The organism is Methanosarcina barkeri MS (assembly GCF_000970025.1).
GTDB lineage: Archaea > Halobacteriota > Methanosarcinia > Methanosarcinales > Methanosarcinaceae > Methanosarcina > Methanosarcina barkeri.
Map to the genome: position 1 here is coordinate 861,198 of NZ_CP009528.1, position 20,402 is coordinate 881,599.

Sequence of the window (20,402 nt, forward strand, 5' to 3'; positions counted from 1 at the left end):
AATTATATAATAATCTAAGGGACAAAAATGCTAAGCAGAATTTATAAGGAAAAAACAATCGAATGGACACTGTTTTCAGTCAGTGTCCTTACGGTTGTTATTCTCTTCCTTATATGCCTTTTTTTGTTTAGAGACGGTTTACTTCTTTTTAAGGATACGTCTCTTATGGATTTTCTTACAGGAAAGTTCTGGTATCCAACATCCATAAACAGGCAGTTTGGGTTATTACCTCTATTTTTCGGATCTCTTATTGTTACTGTCGGAGCTATCCTTTTTGCTGTGCCTCTGGGAATTGCTTCTGCTATATATATTTCTGAAATTGCTAATCCAAAGGTTGCAGATTTCCTTAAGCCATTTATTGAAATTCTCGCAGGAATTCCTTCTGTTGTATTTGGATTCTTTGGGCTTGTTGTACTGGTTCCAATTATACAGAAGAGCTTTAACCTGCCAACCGGCCAAACTGCTCTCACAGGCTCTATTATGCTGGGAATTATGGCACTTCCTACGATTATCACTATTTCAGAGGATGCTATAAGTTCTGTTCCCGGTACTCTCGAACAGGGTTCGCTTGCTCTTGGGGCTACAAAATGGCAGACAATCTATAGAGTCATAGTTCCTGCAGCATTATCGGGAATTTCAGCGGCTGTAATGCTTGGTATAGGAAGAGCTATAGGGGAAACTATGACCCTTATGATGGTTACTGGAAATACTGCAGTAATTCCTTCTTTTCCAGGAGGCTTTCTGGCTTCTGTAAGGACAATGACTGCCACAATTGCGCTTGAAATGGGTGAGGTTCCTCAGGGAAGTACCCACTTCCATGCTCTCTTTGCGGTCGGATCTGTACTTTTCGTCATAACTTTCCTGATTAACCTGATTGCGGATTCAATTAAAAGAAGGTACAGATTCAAGGTGGATTGAGCATGGAGCTAAACGCAGAAGTAAAAGAAAGTGATAGTAAAGTGGCCAGGATTCAGGGAGGACTAAGCATAAGATTAAACGCAAAGAAAAGTGAAAAAATTGCCTTTGCGCTTCTTGGTCTCTCAGCATTGACAGTAATGGGGTTTGTGCTAGTCATTCTTGGTTATATTATTTACAATGGGTATAGTGTAATTAACATTGAGTTCCTTACTGAAATGCCCAGACTTATGATGACTCAAGGCGGAATCTACCCAGCAATTGTAGGTACCATATACCTCATCATAGGCTCCATGAGTGTGGCCCTTCCTGTGGGAGTTATGGCTGCTATATACCTTAATGAGTACGCAGGAGAAACTCGCACAACCTGGTTAATTGAAATGGCAATCAACAACCTTGCAGGAACTCCTTCTGTGATCTTTGGACTTTTCGGGATGGCGCTATTTGTTAAATATTTCGGTTTTGGTCCTTCCATACTTTCGTCTTCCCTTACACTTTCCCTCTTGATCATTCCAGTGATTATCCGTTCCACTGAAGAGGCACTGATTGCAGTTCCTAGTGAATACCGGGAATCATCCCTTGCACTTGGGGTCAGTAAATGGCAGACAATCAGACATGCGGTACTGCCGGCTGCTATTCCTGGAATCATTACTGGTTCTATCCTGAGTATTGGAAGGGTTGCAGGAGAAACGGCTCCGATTCTTTTTACTGGAGTGGCTTACTTCTTGCCCAGGCTGCCAGACTCAATCTATTCTCAATTTATGGCGCTTCCTTACCATCTTTTTGTGCTTGCAACGGCCGGGACAAATATTGCAAAAACCAGGTCTATTCAGTATGGAACAGCTCTGGTTTTGTTGATTGTCGTCCTCAGTTTGAATCTTATAGCTGTCCTGATTCGCAGGCACTACCGAAACAAATTAAAAATTTAACTAGAGTTTTGTTTAGAGTTTTGTTACTAATGACCTATCTGGATTTATATGATAATGAGGTTCCTAAATGACTGAAGGTATTCAAAACGTATCTCAACCTCAGATAAAAATAGATAACCTTAATCTGTGGTACGGGGAGAAGCAGGCGCTTAAGAACGTTTCCATGCAGATCCCTAGAAACAGCATAACTGCTCTTATAGGCCCTTCAGGCTGTGGCAAGTCCACCTTTATTCGCTGCTTAAACAGGATGAATGATCTTATTAATAACTGCAGAATCGAAGGTAAAGTTACGATAGAAGGCAAGGATATATACGGGCCAGATGTGGATGCTGTTGAACTTAGAAAAAACGTGGGCATGGTTTTCCAGAAACCCAACCCTTTTCCTATGTCAATTTATGATAATGTCGCGTACGGGCCGCGTATACATGGCGCAGACAAGAAAGATCTTGACGGCATTGTTGAACAGGCCCTCCGTTCGGCTGCGATCTGGAATGAAGTTTCAGACAGGCTTAAGTCTCCTGCTCTTTATTTGAGTGGAGGACAACAACAAAGACTGTGCATTGCCAGAACCCTGGCAGTAAAACCAAAAACTATTCTTTTTGATGAACCTACAAGCGCTCTTGATCCGATTTCCACTTTAAGGATTGAAGATCTGACTATGGAACTTAAAAAAGATTACACTATAGTAATCGTAACTCATAATATGCAGCAGGCAGCGAGGATCTCAGACTATACCGGATTTTTCCTTATGGGGGAATTGATTGAGTTCGGCCAGACCAGGCAGATTTTTCAAAATCCAAGGGAAAAGAGTACTGAGGATTATATTACAGGTAGGTTTGGGTGATTTATATGACTCGAGAACAATATGTGAAGCAGCTGGATCTACTTAAGGAGTCTGTACTTTCTTTTGGAGAAATGGTAGAGCTGATTTTCAGAGACTCAATGGCTTCAGTTATAGATCTCGATGTCAAGCTTGCTGAAAAAACACTTGCCCTTGAGCCAGAAATTGATAAACTTGAGGAAGGTATTGAGGTCTCGGTTTTTGATCTGCTTGCACTTCAGCAGCCTATGGCCAGTGATCTCCGGTTTGTAGTATCTACTCTGAAGATCACGGCAGATCTGAGGAGAATTGTGGGATTATCAATAAATATCGCCAAAATCCCAGGAAGAGTAGAGGGCGAACATGTAAAACCACTTATAGATACAAAAAAAATGGCAGATGCCGCTGCATTTATGCTTGAAAATTCCCTCAAGGCTTTTGAGACTCAGGATGTCAAACTTGCAAGAACAGTAGCACTAAGGGATGAAGAGGTAGATAAACTCTTTTACGCAGTATGGGTCGAGCTGATTGAAATGATGGCAAAAGATACAAGTATCATTTCGAGAGCTACAAATTTACTTTTCCTGATCCGTTATCTTGAAAGAATCGCAGACCACTGCTGCAATATCTGTGAAAGCGTAGTTTACCTCGCTACGGCTGAGAGAGTCAAACTGAACTGAAAAGGCTTTTTATCTTTTCTTTTTCTCTCTCATCTCATCTCCATTTTTCCTATCTTTCCTTTTTCGTTCTCATCTCTGTCTCTTTCTCTGATCTCTATTTTTCCTATCTTTCTCCTATCTTTTTTCCATTTCTATTTTTTTCTTTAGTTCTCTGATGTCGTTTTCACGCTTTAGATGATTTTTTTTCTCTGAATATTTCTTTTTCTCTTCAGACCATTTACTGTTCTCCTTGATGTCAGGTTTTAAGTACATTTATAAGCATATAGACGCCCATGCCTGATATTCTTATTAAAAATACAAGGATTTACTACAATAATTCGCTTCAGTCTGCTGAGATTATTATTGAGGACGGTAAAGTTACTAAAATAGGAAAAGATCTCAGGGTTTCAAGCTCAGACATGATAATTGATGCGGGTGGGGCTCTTACCCTGCCTGCCGGGATTGACGTACATGTCCATTTCAGGGAGCCTGGAATGACCTCAAAGGAAAACTGGTATACAGGATCGTGTGCAGCGGCTGCTGGGGGAGTTACTACTGTCATTGACCAGCCTAATACAGTGCCTCCTACGACAAATAGGCTGGCATTTGAACAAAAACTTAGACTTGCAAGGGGAAAGTCTATTGTCGATTTTGGAATCAATGGCGGGGTAACAGGCAATATTGAAAAATTAGAAGAACTCTGGAAACTGGGAGTTACTGCTTTTGGGGAAATTTTCATGGCCGAGTCTACAGGCGGGCTAAATATTAATGAGGAAACCTTTGAAGAAGCGCTTGCCGAAATTAAACGTCTTGATGCACTTGCGACCATACATGCTGAGGACGAGAAAATGCGTCTTGAGTTTGAAAAACTGTTAAAAGGAGATACTTCTTATGAGTATCACTCAAGGGTACGCCCGAATGCATGTGAGGCTGCTGCTGTTCAAAAAGCCCTGGAGCTCGTTTCCAAGTTGCAAGTAAGGGCTCATCTTTGCCACATTAGCACGCTTGAAGCTACAGGTATTATTAGAAAGAAAAAATATCTTGCAAGAAGGGAGAATAAAGAACCCCTTTTCACATGTGAAGTTACTCCTCATCACCTTTTCCTTTCTACACGAGATTGGGAAAGGCTTCGATCTTTTGGAAAAATGAATCCTCCTCTTCGGGGAGGCAACAGTATTAAAGCTCTAGTAAATGGAATTAACGATGGGACTATTGATATGGTAGCTTCGGATCATGCCCCGCACCTTGAATCCGAAAAGGATGTTGATATAAGAGCCGCTCCTTCAGGAGTGCCCGGAGTCGAGACTCTCATGCCTCTTATGCTTGCTGCAGTAAGAAAAAACATCCTGCCGCTTTCACGTATGATCATGCTGACAAGCTGGAATCCGGCAAAAGCCTTTGGGCTGGATCGCAAATCCAAAGGAAGGCTTGAAGTAGGTTTTGATGCAGACCTGATTATTGTAAATCCCCGCGAGCTTCGCCCTATAAAGGCCGAGTTCCTACACAGTAAAGCGGGCTGGACTCCCTTTGAAGGTATGGAAGGAGTTTTTCCTGAATATACTCTCTCTAGGGGTGAAGTGATCTGGATTGAGGAATCTATTAATGCAAAACCTGGGCGGGGTAACTTCCTCGAAGGCAGAGGAGAACGGTCTGAAGAGGATGAAGAGGATCTGGAAGAAATTGGCGAAACTCAGGACTGAGTCCCCGTCTCAGAATAAACTATGCAGATTTCTAATTGAATGTTTTGATTTTCACTATCAAGGTAGCCAATCAAAGTTATAATAAATTATAAGTTTCATCGGTTATTTTGTTGCGGGTATTAAGAAAAAACTTTAGCAAAAGCGGAAAATTGCAAATCAGTTTTCCAGAAAAGTTGAAATAACATTATAGGCCTTGAAATATTTTTATAATATTCTAAGGCCCTGTGAATCTTATATTCTTCTCTTAATAAAAGTCAACTGAGCCAAGCTGGGACTGTAGGAGTTCCTGATGCTTTTTTTCCAGGAACTTGTAGACTGCACCATGTGTAGCTCCATCGAGCAGCATTCTTATAGCTGTCCGAATTATAGTGTTCTGCTCAGGGTGCCCAAGTACGGATACGGTTTTTCCGTAGACTGAGATCTTAACGTTTATCAGGGTTTCTGCAAGTTCTCTGGTTCTTCCGTTTCTTCCTATTATCCGGCCCTTTATCCGCTGAAGTTCTTTTGGAGTATTAGCAACGTCGGAAAGGTCGATGACCTCAAGCATAAGCATCTCATCATCCAGAAGTTCAAGAGCTTTCTCAGGACTGAAACCTCTTCCTATCGCCTTTATAGTTTCGAGAACCCTAAACTCTTTTAGTGGATCTTCTTCACAGGTAATGTCTACCTTTCCGCTTTCGCTATCGATTTCAAGCTGACATGCAGTCTTGTCCTCGATAAGCTTTTTTGTTTCTCCTTTCGGGCCTATTATTACTCCGACTCTTTCTTTGGGGATTTTGACATACTGAGTCATATTATTCCGCCTGTATTTTTTTAAATAGCTCTTCAGGTTTGTCCTTTATCCCATAGCGGCTGAAGAACCTGAGTATATTTTGCACGTCCCTGTAAAGGAACTCCCGGGCATTAGGATGCTCCAGGGTTACGGATTGTCCCATATCAATAAATATGGGAGTCAGGTTGTTCGGGTCGATCAGGATATTATATTCGCTTAGATCGGCATGTACAAGGTTTGCTTTTTTATATAGGAGACGCATGTATTCTACGATGATATCAAAAATATTCTTTGCTTCCTCGTTTTCAAGATGCGTGTTTTTTAGGAGCGGGTAAGGTGCCTCGTTTTCTCCCATAAATTCCATGATAAGAATATTCTTTTCGGTAAGTATGGGCTCCGGAACCCGGACTCCTGCGTTTTTCGCACGTTTCAGGTTCTGAAGTTCCTTGCGTGTCCATGCAAAAATGATATCTCTTTTATTTTTTCGAATGTTTGTGAAGCGAGGATCCTTCATAATGTAGGCATCCATGGCCTTGAAGGTGCTGCTTGCAATTCTGTATATTTTTACAGCTAGCTCTTTATCTGGACCTTCGGCATAGAATACGTTTGCTTCCTTTCCAGTACTGATAGCTCCCCCCATTGCTTTTATTACACCCTTGTTGGATAGAGTATAAAGAATTTTAAGGGTGGGTACATCGAATACGTTTTCTTCTACTTTCAGCCGCTCGGAGTCCTTCTCCCTGGCCCTGGATTTATCTTTAGCGCTATCGATGCGCCTTATCTTCTTTTCCTGATCCATTCCCATATTATCCTTTTAGGTATCCTTTCCTCTCAAGCCAGTCTACCTGCGGCCTTGTATACTTCCAGATCACATCTGCCTTTTCGTTCTGGAATTCCCATGGCACGACAATAACGACGTCTCCTTCTCTTATCCAGGTTTTTTTCTTCATTGAACCTGGAATCCTTCCCATGCGAACGACCCCATCCATGCAACGGAGTCTCAGCCGGTTTGCACCCAGTAGACTCTCAACGGTTGCCAGGATCTCGTTATTCTCCCTGCGCGGTGTGCGTACTCTTGTAACGGTTTCTCCCGTTACGGGCTTGGCTTTGGATGTAGGTTTCTTTAAGTCTGCCAGTTTGATACCTCATTATGTGTAGTTCATATTATAGTTATATTTTCTATTTTTTATTTTTATACACTTAAATCCCTTATATATCATTTTTTCGAGTTTTAAGGCTATTTGTCTTGCAGCTTTCAACTTTCTGCTAATATTTTAATGCTGCGCTTTTCTATTCTCTTATTTCTCTCCTCCTATTATTATTTTTTTCCAAGTAATTGGGCAGGCGACAGGTATATATATCGGATATTCCTTTGTATGTTCCACGCGCAAAACAAGCGTGGATTGCTCTTGAATTTGTAATTCAAGAGTGAAAATCAGGAATTTTACAAAACAGATTTCCATTATTTATTTAATTTGTTTTTCTCAAATATTCCTGGACAAAAAGCTTTATATATTAAAACTGATGTATATGTGTTCCCTGATTCAGCATGAATTTATTGTGCTGGACGGTTTTTCTCATAGTCATCTAGTCAAGGTTTTTCCTGGTTTAAAAGGAAATAAATACCTTTAAATACTATGAACACATAACTATAATTTCCTGCATCATTAATGCAGCAATTACAATTCATTAATAATGGAGTCAGGAGTTTTTTCCTGTCTGACGAGGATTTTGTCGGTTCGGTTAATTCTGGGCGGTGAGAGTTTTTCATAACATATCATCGCGAAACGAAAATAACTGAATTGATAGTTGTTAGTGCAAGTTTCTGCGACCAAGACCTTTAATTTTAAAGTGTGCGATACATTAACAATTCTGGTTGATCCTGCCAGAGGTTACTGCTATCGGTGTTCGCCTAAGCCATGCGAGTCATATGTTCTTCGTGAACATGGCGTACTGCTCAGTAACACGTGGATAACCTGCCCTTGGGTCTGGCATAACCCCGGGAAACTGGGGATAATTCCGGATAACGCATATATGCTGGAATGCTTTATGCGTAAAATGGATTCGTCCGCCCAAGGATGGGTCTGCGGCCTATCAGGTAGTAGTGGGTGTAATGTACCTACTAGCCTACAACGGGTACGGGTTGTGAGAGCAAGAGCCCGGAGATGGATTCTGAGACATGAATCCAGGCCCTACGGGGCGCAGCAGGCGCGAAAACTTTACAATGCGGGAAACCGTGATAAGGGGACACCGAGTGCTAGCATCATATGCTGGCTGTCCAGGTGTGTAAACTACACCTGTTAGCAAGGGCCGGGCAAGACCGGTGCCAGCCGCCGCGGTAACACCGGCGGCCCGAGTGGTGATCGTGATTATTGGGTCTAAAGGGTCCGTAGCCGGTTTGGTCAGTCCTCCGGGAAATCTGATAGCTCAACTATTAGGCTTTCGGGGGATACTGCCAGACTTGGAACCGGGAGAGGTAAGAGGTACTACAGGGGTAGGAGTGAAATCTTGTAATCCCTGTGGGACCACCTGTGGCGAAGGCGTCTTACCAGAACGGGTTCGACGGTGAGGGACGAAAGCTGGGGGCACGAACCGGATTAGATACCCGGGTAGTCCCAGCCGTAAACGATGCTCGCTAGGTGTCAGGCATGGCGCGACCGTGTCTGGTGCCGCAGGGAAGCCGTGAAGCGAGCCACCTGGGAAGTACGGCCGCAAGGCTGAAACTTAAAGGAATTGGCGGGGGAGCACAACAACGGGTGGAGCCTGCGGTTTAATTGGACTCAACGCCGGACAACTCACCGGGGACGACAGCAATATGTAGGTCAGGCTGAAGACCTTACCTGAATCGCTGAGAGGAGGTGCATGGCCGTCGCCAGTTCGTACTGTGAAGCATCCTGTTAAGTCAGGCAACGAGCGAGACCCGTGCCCACTGTTACCAGCATATCCTCCGGGATGATGGGTACTCTGTGGGGACCGCCGGTGTTAAATCGGAGGAAGGTGCGGGCCACGGTAGGTCAGTATGCCCCGAATTTCCCGGGCTACACGCGGGCTACAATGAATGGGACAATGGGTCCCTCCCCTGAAAAGGGCTGGTAATCTCACAAACCCATCCTTAGTTCGGATCGAGGGCTGTAACTCGCCCTCGTGAAGCTGGAATCCGTAGTAATCGCGTTTCAATATAGCGCGGTGAATACGTCCCTGCTCCTTGCACACACCGCCCGTCAAACCACCCGAGTGAGGTATGGGTGAGGGCACGAACATCGTGTCGTGTTCGAACCTGTGCTTTGCAAGGGGGGTTAAGTCGTAACAAGGTAGCCGTAGGGGAATCTGCGGCTGGATCACCTCCTAAGCAAAAAAACTCACCACCCAGATGCCGATAAACCGAACAAAATCCTCACCATTAAAATCATCGATCATAATCTAATGATCAACTCAAACTCATCAAATGCACCCGGAAAGTAAATTTTCGGGGAAGGACGGATTGCCTGCGTTGACACGCAGGTACATGAAGTCATGTATAAGTGCTGTATACTGGACGCTTTCTGGACCTGGTTAGGATACACAGGAATTATGCTATCAGGTGGATGGCTCGGCTCAAGAGCTGATGAAGGACGTGCCAAGCTGCGATAAGCCCGGGGTAGGTGCAAGGAGCCTATGAACCCGGGATTTCCGAATGGGACCTCTCCATAGTGATCAGTAATGATCGGGAACGCTCCGAATTGAAACATCTCAGTAGGAGCAGGAAAAGAAATCAACCGAGATACCGTTAGTAACGGCGAGTGAAAACGGTACAGTTCAAACCGAATCCCTTCACAGGGAAATGTGGTGTTGTAGGGCTGTTCAAACGTCTGGCGGCTAAACAGAACTTGCCTGAAACGGCAGACCGTAGAGTGTGACAGTCACGTATGTGTAAACCAAAAGATCGGAACATGTCCCTGAGTACCGTGCGTTGGATATCGTGCGGGAATCTGGGGGGCACCAACCTCCAAAACTAAATACTACTTGAGACCGATAGCGAAATAGTAGGGTGACCGAACGCTGAAAAGTACCCCGAGAAGGGAGGTGCAAAGTGCCTGAAACCTGATAGTGATGGAACGATACGGCATTAAAGGAACTCTGGCATGAAGGAAACATTCGCGAGAATGTTGTACGAATGTCACTGCCAGTGTCGTATCTTACGTTTTGAAGAACGGGCCAGGGAGTTTATCTCAGTGGCAATGGCTAACCTTTATATGGGCAGCCGAAGCGAAAGCAACATGTGCGCAGCTCTCCGAGCGAGGCACGACGTATACAAGTGCGTGGAGTCACTGGGGTAAGACCCGAAGCCGGGTGATCTAGGCGTGGGCAGGTTGAAGCGTGGCGAAAGCTACGTGGAGGACCGCAAGCGGTATTGATCTGCAAATCATTCGTGTGACCTGCGTCTCGTAGTGAAATGCTAATCTAACCCGGCATCCGCTGGTTCCTTCCAAAACATGTCGCAGCATGACCTGACTGGAGATCGTCGGTGGAGTAGAGCACTGATTAGCGGTTCCGGGGGGGAAACCCCTCGCCCGCCTGTCAAACTCCAAACCCACCGTCATTGTAGAAAGTCGGAGTCCGGACTGCTGGGGTAAGCTTGTAGTCCGTAAGGGAGACAACCCAGCCCGTGGTTAAGGTCCCCAAGTGTCGACTAAGTGTTAATACTAAAGGGCGTCCCAAGCCCCAGACAGCTGGAAGGTTAGCTTAGAAGCAGCTACCCTTTAAAGAGTGCGTAACAGCTCACCAGTCGAGGTTTGGGGCCCCGAAAATTGACGGGGCTCAAGTCGACCACCGATACCACGGAGTACCGCAAGGTAATCTCGTAGGAAGGCGTTGCGTTCGGACCGAAGCAGGGCTGTAAAGTCCTGTGGACCGTTCGCAAACGAAAATCCTGGTAATAGTAGCAGCAAAGCAGGGTGAGAATCCCTGCCGCCGAAGGGGCCAGGTTTCCTCGGCAATGATCGTCAGCCGAGGGTTAGTCGGTCCTAAGACGTACCGTAACTCGAGTACGCCAAAAGGGAAACAGGTTAATATTCCTGTACCATTTAGCATTCCGTCTGACGTCTCAGGGCAGGCCGAGCGGCGTCGTCGCGCCGTCTAAGCAGCGAACCCCGTGGAGAGCCGTAATGGCGAGAATCGGGCGAATCTGTAATGGCTAAAGTCGGCTGCACCCCGGGACCCGTGAAAAGGCCGCTAAATGTCCGTACCCAGATCTGACACTGGTGCCCCTAGCTGAAAAGGCTAAGGCGTGTCGGAGTACTTCAGTTAAGGGAATTCGGCAAATTAGCTCCGTAACTTCGGGATAAGGAGTGCCTGCTGTGAAGACAGCAGGTCGCAGTGACCAGGGGGCTCTAACTGTCTAATACCAACATAGGAGATTGCAAACCCGTAAGGGCTAGTACAATCTCTGAATCCTGCTCAGTGCAGGTACCTGAAACCCCGTTTCAACGGGAAGAAGGGCCTGTAAACAGCGGGGGTAACTATGACCCTCTTAAGGTAGCGTAGTACCTTGTCGCTTAATTGGCGACTTGCATGAATGGATCAATGAGAGCCCTACTGTCCCTAACTGGAATCCGGTGAAGCTTACATTCTAGTGCACAGTCTAGAGACCTCTAGGGGGAAGTGAAGACCCCGTGGAGCTTTACTGCAGCCTGTCGCTGGGTTGTGGTTCTGGATGTACAGAGTAGGTAGGAGGCATCGAAGCGTATGCGCCAGCATACGTGGAGCCGCAATTGGGACACTACCCTTCTGGGACTACGACCCTAACTCTGAGAAGAGGACCCCGATAGGTGGGCAGTTTGCCTGGGGCGGGACGCCCTTGAAAAGATATCAAGGGCGCGCAATGGTTGACTCAAGCGGGTCGGAAACTCGCTGAAGAGTGCAAGAGCATAAGTCAGCCTGACGTTATTCAGCATAGCAGTGGATGACGAGACGAAAGTCGGTTCTAGCGAACTTTTGAGCCTCCTTGGTGGGGGCCAAAAATGACAGAAAAGTTACCCCGGGGATAATTGAGTCGTTGCCGGCAAGAGTACATATCGACCCGGCAGCTTGCTACCTCGATGTCGGTTCTTTCCATCCTGGCCGTGCAGCAGCGGCCAAGGGTGAGGTTGTTCGCCTATTAAAGGAGATCGTGAGCTGGGTTTAGACCGTCGTGAGACAGGTCGGTTACTATCTACTAGAGGCGCACGAGGTCTGCGGGTAAGCTGCTTTTAGTACGAGAGGAACCAAGCAGCGGCGCCACTGGTGTACCGGTTGTCTGACAAGGCATAGCCGGGCAGCTACGCGCCAAGGAATAAGAGCTGAATGCATCTAAGCTCGAACTCTGACCTAAAAAGAGACCTCATTAAGGATTCCGGTAGAAGACCGGTTTGATAGAAACGGGATGTAAGCACCAAGGCAACGAGGTGTTCAGTCCGCGTTTACTAACTATCCGTTCCTTTCCTAATCCGGTCCAGGCGAAATTCAGTATGCAGCACTGTACATGACTTCTTTTCACAATCCCATTTATAGGTCGAGTTTGGCGGCCACAGCGGCAGTGTAACTCCTGTACCCATCCCGAACACAGTAGATAAGCCTGCCCGCGTTCCTTACTGTACTGAAGTGTGCGAGCCTTCGGGAACTCTGGATCGCTGCCATACTCACCTTATAATACTTTACTTTCCATAATCTCTTTTTGAACCACTTTTCATAATGATTTTATGTCTTTTCAGTGCCAATTTTACGTTAATAGTTTTAACGTTAATAGTTCTGTTTTGTTCTCTCTTTTTACTTTTTGGGCTCTTCGCTATTTCGAGTGGGTAACTCGCATTTAGCCTATAAGTATTGAAGTAGCATATCTCATATATGAATACAGTTTTTTTGAAAATCACATTCATATTTGATGTTTTTATATTTGATCGGGATACTTTCTAACTAACCAATTATTTTCAGCCCATGCAAAACAACGAAGAACCACTTCTTATTATTTTTTCCTTCTCTTCTTCCTGGTATTTTTTTCCTTCTCTTCTTTCATGGTTGGTAACCGGGTGTTTTGTGCAACGGGAGAATATGAGAAGGTAAACGGAGATCTAATTAAAGAATTTAATATCTTCAAAGTTGAGACGGAAGAATCATGGATACTCATCAAAAAAGACACCTTAAGCATATCTTGACTTACAAAAAAGAAATGGTTATTAAAGAATTACTAAATTAGAGATATTACTTAATTAGAGACTGTAAAAATGTCTAAATTAAAAACTCTAAAAATGTCAACTGATTAATAGGGACTCATTAAGGACTCAGTACCAAAATCTAGTGATGAATGTAAAATTCAAAATCACTAAATTTTGTAATTGGTCACAATCCTTGTGATACAACTTTGTGGTTGAGGTCTTTAGATCTCGAATATTGATTTTAATGAAAGCCAGATTTTTCTTGCTAATTCAGATTTTCAATCAAAAAAATACAAAAATCACTGGATTTTGGACCAGAGTCCTCATTAAGCAGAATAAAATAAAAAAGAATTTACCATTTTGGATTTAATTCGCAATTAAATCCAAAATGGTAAATTATCAAAGTTTAAGAGAGGGCCTGAATACCTCAGAGCAATATTTGTCGAAGATTTGATCTTCAACCTGCTCAAATAATTTTTTGTAATCTTTTGATTTAGGATTGTGCTTGCTCATAGTTTTCTTGACTTCAGCATTCATCTTATCAAGAGTTTTCTGGTCGAAACCTTCCGTGTTCTCCATAGTAAACATAAAAATCATACTCTGAAACTGCCTTATTTAGGCACTACATTTTTAAGTCGTTAGTCTGCTGTATTACCGACATAATATTTGTTGCTGTCAATTTAATACTTAATACAAATATTCTATATATAAATATATTAGTCAGGCAATTTACTCAACATCATTGATAGATTTTCAAACAGTTTGAAAATACGTTTCATTCAATAATTATAAGTTTTATATTATTTATCTAATATATTAGCTTTCTCTTTTAGATCAGACCTTCATGTGTACTATATAGAAACACAACCTCAAAATTCCAATATTAGAATCTTTAGAAAGCCTGTTATATGTTATTAATTACACAACCGTTAGTTCAAACACATTTCAAATAACAAATAACCTATTTGGCTACTCATATAAATATTTTACACTTATATGATGTTCCACAGGACTTATACATTGTTACATTGAATATCTGAATATATAACAATTACCTGAATCCTGAAAAGAAACCTAACAGATATTACCCCAGGAATAGCTTAAAGACAGGGTTTTTAGAAGACCGTTCTCAGCTTTAAGAAGAGGGCAAGCCTTTCGCAGTCGACTATTTTGCCTGGTTTATGGGGTTAATTTTATTAGCTCTTCGGAGTACTATAGTAATATAGAGGCATAGAAAAGTATTCGAGTTGATTACAAAGTGCGACCAGTCTCACAAAGAGTGAACGCGAAAAAGACTCATGAAAATAATACCGAGTTTGGGAGATCTACCTCTGAGCTTCTTATCCTGAAGCCTGAAGGTTATCCGTTAAGCGGCATGATGGATGAGTATCCTGTTATTGAAAATCGGGATGTTTTTGAATTCTATGCCCGGGAACAGTGGAACGGATATGTTGCTCGTAAGGGAGATTATCTCTTTGACCGGCGGATGTTCCCGGATTTTGCTTACCGCATCATAGATGTGGAACCTGCAGACTCCATAATAGGAAGTTCAACCTCAATTATTGTAACTGAAGAGGAAAATGGGCTTCCTTCCTCGGCAGAAATAAAGAGTAGCGTTAAATTTGAAGACGTAATCGGGCAGGAACTTGCAAAGCAAAAGTGCAGGCTGATCGAACGCTTTCTTGAAGAGCCCGAACGCTTTGGGAAATGGGCGCCAAGAAATATTCTCTTCTTCGGGCCTTCTGGTACTGGAAAGACCATGCTTGCAAAGGCTCTTGCAAACAAAACTGATGTTCCCATCATTCCTGTTAAAGCTACACAGCTTATAGGAGAATATGTGGGAGAGGGAGCTCGCCAGATCCATCAGCTCTATGACCGAGCAGAAGAAATGGCTCCCTGTATAATTTTTATTGACGAGCTCGATGCCATAGCCCTGGATCGAAAATTCCAGGAGTTGAGAGGAGATGTAAGCGAAATTGTAAATGCTCTTCTGACCGAAATGGATGGCATAGTGGAACGTGATGGAGTATGTACTATTTGCTCCACCAACAGGATCTATTCTCTGGACTCAGCTATAAGAAGCAGGTTCGAAGAAGAAATTGAGTTCGTCCTTCCTGGAGAAGAAGAAATTGTCGAGATATTCGAATCAAATGTAAAGACTTTTCCTTTGCAGGTAGAGGACTGTAATTTCCGGACACTTGCAAAGAAAGCAAATGGACTTTCGGGCAGAGACATTGTTGAAAAGGTTTTAAAAAATGCTCTTCACCAGGTAATTATAGAAGACCGTGAAATAGTAACAAATCAGGATTTTGAAAATGCGCTTGCAAAACTTGGCAGGAAAGATTCACCTCAGGGGCCTTCTGAGCTTTATGTTTGATATGGAGAGGTTACATTACTGCTAAACTATGAAATTTTAAGGTACTTTAAAATAAGTACCTACATTTTGATTGTCAAATTTTAAAAATAATCTTTAGTGTATAGCGTTTTTTAGATTATCAATGCTTTACCTACTTCAGCATAATTATTTTACTTGCTTCGATTTAATGCTTTTACCTGCTTCAGTCTAACGTTTTTACATACTTCTCTTTACCTGAAACAGGAATAATTTTATGTATAAAAATCGTGTTTTCTAACAGGAACGAGTCTAAAACTCTTAACCAGATATGAAATAAAAATTAAAAGGGATCCCTATGAATGAGATACGTGAAGTCGATCGGTTTGAGTGTAAAGTTGTAAATGTAATTAAAAATCTTATGTGGAAAGGTATAACAATAGAAGAAAATTCCACAAAAGGCAGAGTATACTTCGGAAGAGTGAATGGTGAACTCAATATTAGTCCCGGAGACTCTCTTTATTTAGGTATCAAGCCTATCTATGAAGTTGAAGACAAAACCATGCAGGTCACACTTTACGATGCTGAAAACAAAAAACTGGATTGGACTCTCGTCTGAATTATTCCAATTCTTTTGCAATGCAGATTATATCTGCTATAGCTTCTTTTCGCTAAAATGTCCGGGTACAAAAATTTGGAAACTCCTTAGTCTTTCTCTAAAGACTTAGAGTTTCTTGGAAAACACTTCAAATATTATATTCTATTCGTATTACTCTAACTTATGTCACTTTAATTTATGTCACTCTCATATAATACATAGAATAACCTATACCTTAGTTGTTACATAGAATAACCTGTAATTTAGTTGTTACAACTATAATTTTTTGAATAAAAAAGAGTTAAGCCTTATTTCTACCTGTACGGGACTTCAATTTCCATCAGATCTTCAGCTATAATTACGTTTTCAAACACTTTTTTTGAATCTATCAAGAGAGGTTCAGCATCATCGGTATACCGGGAGCTTATATGGGTAAGGATCAGCCTCCTGACTCCTGCCTCCTTTGCGAGGGCTGCCACTTCCCCTGCTGTCGAATGTTTTGACTCTTCAGCCCAATCTGCCATCTCGTCTGCAAAACTTCCATCATGTATCAGTACATCTGCATCCCGGCTTGCTTCGAGAATGGGCTCACAGGGTCTGGTATCTCCACTGTATACAATAGTCCGCCCTGGCCTTAAGGTTCCCATTACATCTTCTGGTTTTATGAGCTTTCCATTAACTTCTACCGTTTTTCCTTTTTGTAATTTTGAGAAAAGAGGACCCGGAGGAATCCCCAGTTCAATTGCCTTTTCCCTGTTGAAACGTCCTGGGCGAGGATTTTCTATAAGTGCGTATCCAAGGCTTGAGATGCTGTGTTCGGTTTTTAAAGCCCGGATCACATATTTTTCTCTTTCAACAACATCGCCGGGTTTCAACTGGACACCCTGGACCTCGTACTTAAGGTTGAAATAGCCAAGAGCTTTAAAAAGCTCAGTAAATTCCCTGGTTCCCTCAGGGCCATAAATCAGAAGGGGTTCCTTCCTTCCCATGAAAGACATGGTCTGGATCAGGCCAGGAATTCCCAGAAAATGGTCCGCATGGAAATGACTGACAAAAATAGAGGACAGGTTCATCATCCCTGTCTTTGCCCTCATCATCTGCTGCTGGGTTCCTTCTCCGCAGTCGAACAGGATAAGCTCTCCTTCCCTATTAACCATTACTGCCGATGGGTTTCTATTACGGGTTGGAAGAGAACCTCCAGTACCAAGAAAAGTTATACGAAGCATGTTGAACTCACTAGTACTCAAATGTTGAACTCACTAGTACTCAAGAGGTATTTATTAATTACCACTTAATGTATCCAAGAAGCCCATCGTGAATTAAAATTGTTTCTATTGAATACTCATCCTCATAAAGATGTTTATGTCTGCATATGTATCAAACTGCCAATGTCCAGATTTTTCCATAGTTGCTGGGAATGTTAAGCTGGATGTTCTTTCCCGCAGAAATTCCCTTTAAATTATCCTGACCATGAAGTTCTTCCCGGTAATTACCATCAGATGGAAACTTGAAATTAACTACCTGATCCTGGGCTCCGAAGTTCAACGCAACTAGGCTGAAAACCCCTTCGTAAGTCCGGGAAAACATCATGATATTTCGGGACTGATATAAGGTATAATCATTGTAGAAGTAATGCTCTCCTCTTGTAAACTGAAAGTTATTCCTGCGAAGTTTAACCAGTTTCCTGACAAGATTGGCCAGGGATCGGCCTTCAGAAGTATAAAAATATTCCCAGCGCACAGGTCTGTACAAAAGTACTCTTCCCCACCCTTCTTGAGGAAGCCAGTAATTTTCCCCAAACTCCTGTCCCTGCCATAACATTGGAATGCCCTTTGCTGTAAACATGCCTATCAGATAAGGCTGTACCTTATACCAGAGGGCACGATCGCCTTCCTTCAAAAGTTCATTATCACCGGCTATTGTTCCAAAATTACAGAGAAACCGGGAATGATCATGGTTTTCCATATATTGTAGAGCAGTTTTTGTAATCTTATCGCCATTGTTCTGAACTTCTGTCGGATAACCTGAGAGCCCGAAGAGGAAACCAAGCTCAGTTAATTTGGCACAATTTCCATATATCCCTCTGGCCGCATCCAGGGTTCTATTTTGCCAGGCACAGTTACTGTAGGTTTTATTCAGGATTTCTACGGGTTTTTGAAGCTGCTCAGCACACTGGATTAGGTTTACAGATTCTCCTTCAAAAAATCGCTGCCAGTGATCGGAAGAGCCTTTTTTTGCCTTAACCAGCTGGTATGTATCCTGTACAAGTTTCGTGTAGCCATTTTCCGAATCCTCCAGCCAGTACCCGGGCACGTAGTCGTATCTAAAACCATCTACATGATAACGGTCAAGCCAGTGATTATTGACTGTTAAAAAGAAATCCCTGGTAAATTTCTGATTAAAGTCTGTACTTATTCCAAAAGCGTTTTCAGCGAAAGGACCCATGAAGGGATTTTTATCCTGAGGGTATCCAAGTTCGTTGTAAACATAGTAATACGGAAAAAGATGGCTTGTATGTGCATAAACCGAATCTACTATGACTGCGATATCTTTTTGGTGAGCTTTATCGATTAATTCTTGCATCTCTTTGCGATTTCCGAAACGCTCATCCACCCCGAAATACCCAATCGGTGCAAATCCCCAGTCTACCCTTTTCTCAACGTTTGAAAGAGGCATCAGTTCTATACAATTTATTCCGAGGTCTGTGAGGTAATCCAGATGGTCAATCGTCCCTTTGATATCATCCGCAAACTCGTTGATCATGAGTTCATAGAGGACAATATCATTTATGAAAGGGGTTTTCCATTCCAGTTCATTTTTGTCCCACGTATAGTGTTCGTACCCGAGAGTGAAAGCAGATAATTTCCCAACCCCAAATTCCCTGGCAAAGGGGTCGATAATCCAGTCAATAAGCTCTGGATTTTTTGGAGTTTTAAGACAATATCGATAGGCATATTTTCCAGGAGTTCCCCATGCAGAAAAGGACTTTAGCTTAGCTTTAGCTTCAATATTTATCGTTGCAGACCAGTAATCCCCGTAAGCTGGGTCTATTGAATGTTCCATTTCAAAGTCTATTGGAGGTATATCCTGAAGGAACTGATCCTTTTCATGAATAACCCTCACAAAGAGTTCATATTTTCCCTTTTCCGAAACACCTGGTAAAAAAAGCCCAAAATTTATTTTCCCGGAAGTCTGTTCATCTTTCCATGCCCCAAGCTTATGGAGCGGCAGAAGTTCAAGTTCATTTGACAAGTTTTCCACTCCTTGATTATGTTAGAAACTATGGCTTATATTTTGGAATTTAAGTGTACATTTGGGTACATACACATTATACACATTAGAGCATAATATAAAAAAATGATTAAGGTTCTATAATAAAACTATAAATATATTATTAAGAATAAGATTCCATATAACTTGTGAAACAATATTTCGGAAAAATGCTCCTAATAATGTCCCCAAACTTCAGATTCCAGCAAATGGCAACAAAGAGGCTGAAAATTTTCATGTTGTAAAAAAGGATGCAGGGGTTCTGGAGATATTAAAGTTCAAACTAAAGTTCAAATAAAAAGATAAACAGGCACAACAATACAAACAAGTGCGACGCAATTGTATTATTTTTAGCTTGATTTTCAGGATATTATATATTCTAAAAACTCGTTAACCTTCTCCAGATTACACATTTCTATCCAAAAATAATAAAGGAACCGTCGTCACATGTCAGGAAATTACGGAAAAGTCTATCTTGTGGGTTCTGGTCCAGGCGACCCTGAGCTCCTTACCCTGAAAGCCCGCCGGCTAATTGACAGTGCTGAAGTAATTGTTTATGACCAGCTTCCCGGAAAAGCTATTCTTGACTCAATGCCGGCAAGTGCGGAAAAAATTAATGTTGGAAAATACGCCGGCAACCATACCATGACACAGTCTGAGATTAATGAAGTGCTTGTGCAGAAAGCAAAAGAAGGAAAGATGGTAGTCAGGCTTAAAGGAGGAGATCCCTATGTCTTCGGAAGAGGCGGAGAAGAAGCCGAAGTGCTCGTAGCCGAAGGAATTGAGTTTGAAGTTGTGCCTGGGATTACTTCTGCAATAGCAGTGCCTGCTTATGCCGGAATTCCTGTAACCCACAGGGAAAGCACTTCAATGGTCACTTTCATAACAGGGCATGAAGACCCTACAAAAAAAGAAAGCGGACTTGACTGGGAAACCCTGGCAAAATTCGGAGGAACAATTGTAATCCTTATGGGTGTGAAGATGCTCGGCCGGAATGCAAAAGAACTAATGAAGCACGGCAAAGCCCCGGATACTCCTGTTGCAGTCATTGAGAGAGGAACCAGGGCCGACCAGAGGGTAACTGTAGGGACCCTTGCAAACATTGCCACCCTGGCAGAAGAAAGAAAAGTAAAAGCTCCAGCTATTACGGTTGTAGGGGATGTTGTACACCTGCACGATATTCTCGGAGAACAGCAGACAGGAGCTGACTTTTAACCCTACACGGAAATAACGGGATA

14 protein-coding genes and 3 rRNA genes are annotated in these 20,402 nt (G+C 42.8%); 11 read left to right on the forward strand and 6 right to left on the reverse strand.

The features are described from left to right. Positions 1-27 precede the first annotated feature (27 nt). The 5 genes from pstC (at position 28) to MSBRM_RS03585 (ending at position 5,023) form a co-directional block, all read left to right on the forward strand. Positions 28-918, forward strand: coding sequence for a phosphate ABC transporter permease subunit PstC (gene pstC, locus MSBRM_RS03565; protein WP_048119787.1), 891 nt, complete (start codon positions 28-30; stop codon positions 916-918). A 2-nt stretch (positions 919-920) separates the two neighbouring features. After that, complete coding sequence (gene pstA / locus MSBRM_RS03570) at positions 921-1,844, forward strand: phosphate ABC transporter permease PstA (protein ID WP_230669023.1); 924 nt, start codon at positions 921-923, stop codon at positions 1,842-1,844. Positions 1,845-1,911: 67 nt separating this feature from the next. Next, positions 1,912-2,688 carry a phosphate ABC transporter ATP-binding protein PstB gene (gene pstB / locus MSBRM_RS03575; protein WP_048119785.1) on the forward strand — a complete coding sequence of 259 codons (777 nt, stop codon included), beginning with the start codon at positions 1,912-1,914 and terminating at the stop codon, positions 2,686-2,688. A 5-nt stretch (positions 2,689-2,693) separates the two neighbouring features. Further along, the gene (gene phoU / locus MSBRM_RS03580) at positions 2,694-3,344 is read left to right on the forward strand and encodes a phosphate signaling complex protein PhoU (protein WP_048123187.1); all 651 of its coding nucleotides are present in this window, start codon (positions 2,694-2,696) and stop codon (positions 3,342-3,344) included. 272 nt (positions 3,345-3,616) lie between these two features. Further along, entirely contained in the window at positions 3,617-5,023 is a 1,407-nt protein-coding gene (locus MSBRM_RS03585) for a dihydroorotase (protein ID WP_048119782.1), read from the forward strand. Positions 5,024-5,267: 244 nt separating this feature from the next. Here MSBRM_RS03585 and MSBRM_RS03590 read toward each other — a convergent pair whose 3' ends face one another. Genes MSBRM_RS03590 through eif1A form a run of 3 tightly spaced genes read right to left on the reverse strand, consistent with a single transcriptional unit; the run spans position 5,268 to position 6,937 of the window. After that, positions 5,268-5,816, reverse strand: a complete 549-nt coding sequence (locus MSBRM_RS03590) for a KH domain-containing protein (RefSeq protein WP_048119781.1) — start codon at positions 5,814-5,816, stop codon at positions 5,268-5,270. A 1-nt stretch (position 5,817) separates the two neighbouring features. Beyond that, positions 5,818-6,600, reverse strand: a complete 783-nt coding sequence (locus tag MSBRM_RS03595; protein ID WP_048119778.1) for a serine protein kinase RIO — start codon at positions 6,598-6,600, stop codon at positions 5,818-5,820. Position 6,601: 1 nt separating this feature from the next. After that, positions 6,602-6,937, reverse strand: a complete 336-nt coding sequence (gene eif1A, locus MSBRM_RS03600) for a translation initiation factor eIF-1A (RefSeq protein WP_048119774.1) — start codon at positions 6,935-6,937, stop codon at positions 6,602-6,604. Between the two features lie 727 nt (positions 6,938-7,664). Here eif1A and MSBRM_RS03605 point away from each other — a divergent pair. The 3 genes from MSBRM_RS03605 (at position 7,665) to rrf (ending at position 12,451) form a co-directional block, all read left to right on the forward strand. Then, a 16S ribosomal RNA gene (locus MSBRM_RS03605) occupies positions 7,665-9,142 on the forward strand. A 209-nt stretch (positions 9,143-9,351) separates the two neighbouring features. Then, positions 9,352-12,258, forward strand: a 23S ribosomal RNA gene (locus MSBRM_RS03610). A gap of 71 nt (positions 12,259-12,329) precedes the next feature. Next, positions 12,330-12,451, forward strand: a 5S ribosomal RNA gene (rrf, locus tag MSBRM_RS03615). Together the 16S, 23S and 5S rRNA genes form the textbook arrangement of a ribosomal RNA operon. 912 nt (positions 12,452-13,363) lie before the next feature. Here the strand turns inward: rrf and MSBRM_RS03625 are convergent. After that, a complete protein-coding gene (locus MSBRM_RS03625; protein ID WP_048119770.1) occupies positions 13,364-13,552 on the reverse strand; it encodes a hypothetical protein in 189 nt (62 codons plus the stop codon). A 670-nt stretch (positions 13,553-14,222) separates the two neighbouring features. Here MSBRM_RS03625 and MSBRM_RS03630 point away from each other — a divergent pair. Then, entirely contained in the window at positions 14,223-15,341 is a 1,119-nt protein-coding gene (locus MSBRM_RS03630) for an AAA family ATPase (protein ID WP_048119768.1), read from the forward strand. Between the two features lie 313 nt (positions 15,342-15,654). Beyond that, the gene (locus MSBRM_RS03635) at positions 15,655-15,915 is read left to right on the forward strand and encodes a hypothetical protein (RefSeq protein ID WP_048119767.1); all 261 of its coding nucleotides are present in this window, start codon (positions 15,655-15,657) and stop codon (positions 15,913-15,915) included. A 293-nt stretch (positions 15,916-16,208) separates the two neighbouring features. Here the strand turns inward: MSBRM_RS03635 and rnz are convergent, their stop codons facing one another. Both rnz and MSBRM_RS03645 read right to left on the reverse strand, forming a co-directional pair. Then, positions 16,209-17,120 carry a ribonuclease Z gene (rnz, locus tag MSBRM_RS03640; protein ID WP_048119764.1) on the reverse strand — a complete coding sequence of 304 codons (912 nt, stop codon included), beginning with the start codon at positions 17,118-17,120 and terminating at the stop codon, positions 16,209-16,211. A 151-nt stretch (positions 17,121-17,271) separates the two neighbouring features. Then, complete coding sequence (locus MSBRM_RS03645; protein ID WP_230669025.1) at positions 17,272-19,155, reverse strand: alpha-amylase family glycosyl hydrolase; 1,884 nt, start codon at positions 19,153-19,155, stop codon at positions 17,272-17,274. A gap of 456 nt (positions 19,156-19,611) precedes the next feature. Here MSBRM_RS03645 and cobA point away from each other — a divergent pair, with 456 nt between their 5' ends. Further along, a complete protein-coding gene (gene cobA / locus MSBRM_RS03650) occupies positions 19,612-20,379 on the forward strand; it encodes a uroporphyrinogen-III C-methyltransferase (RefSeq protein ID WP_048154579.1) in 768 nt (255 codons plus the stop codon). The last annotated feature ends 23 nt before the right edge of the window (positions 20,380-20,402 follow it).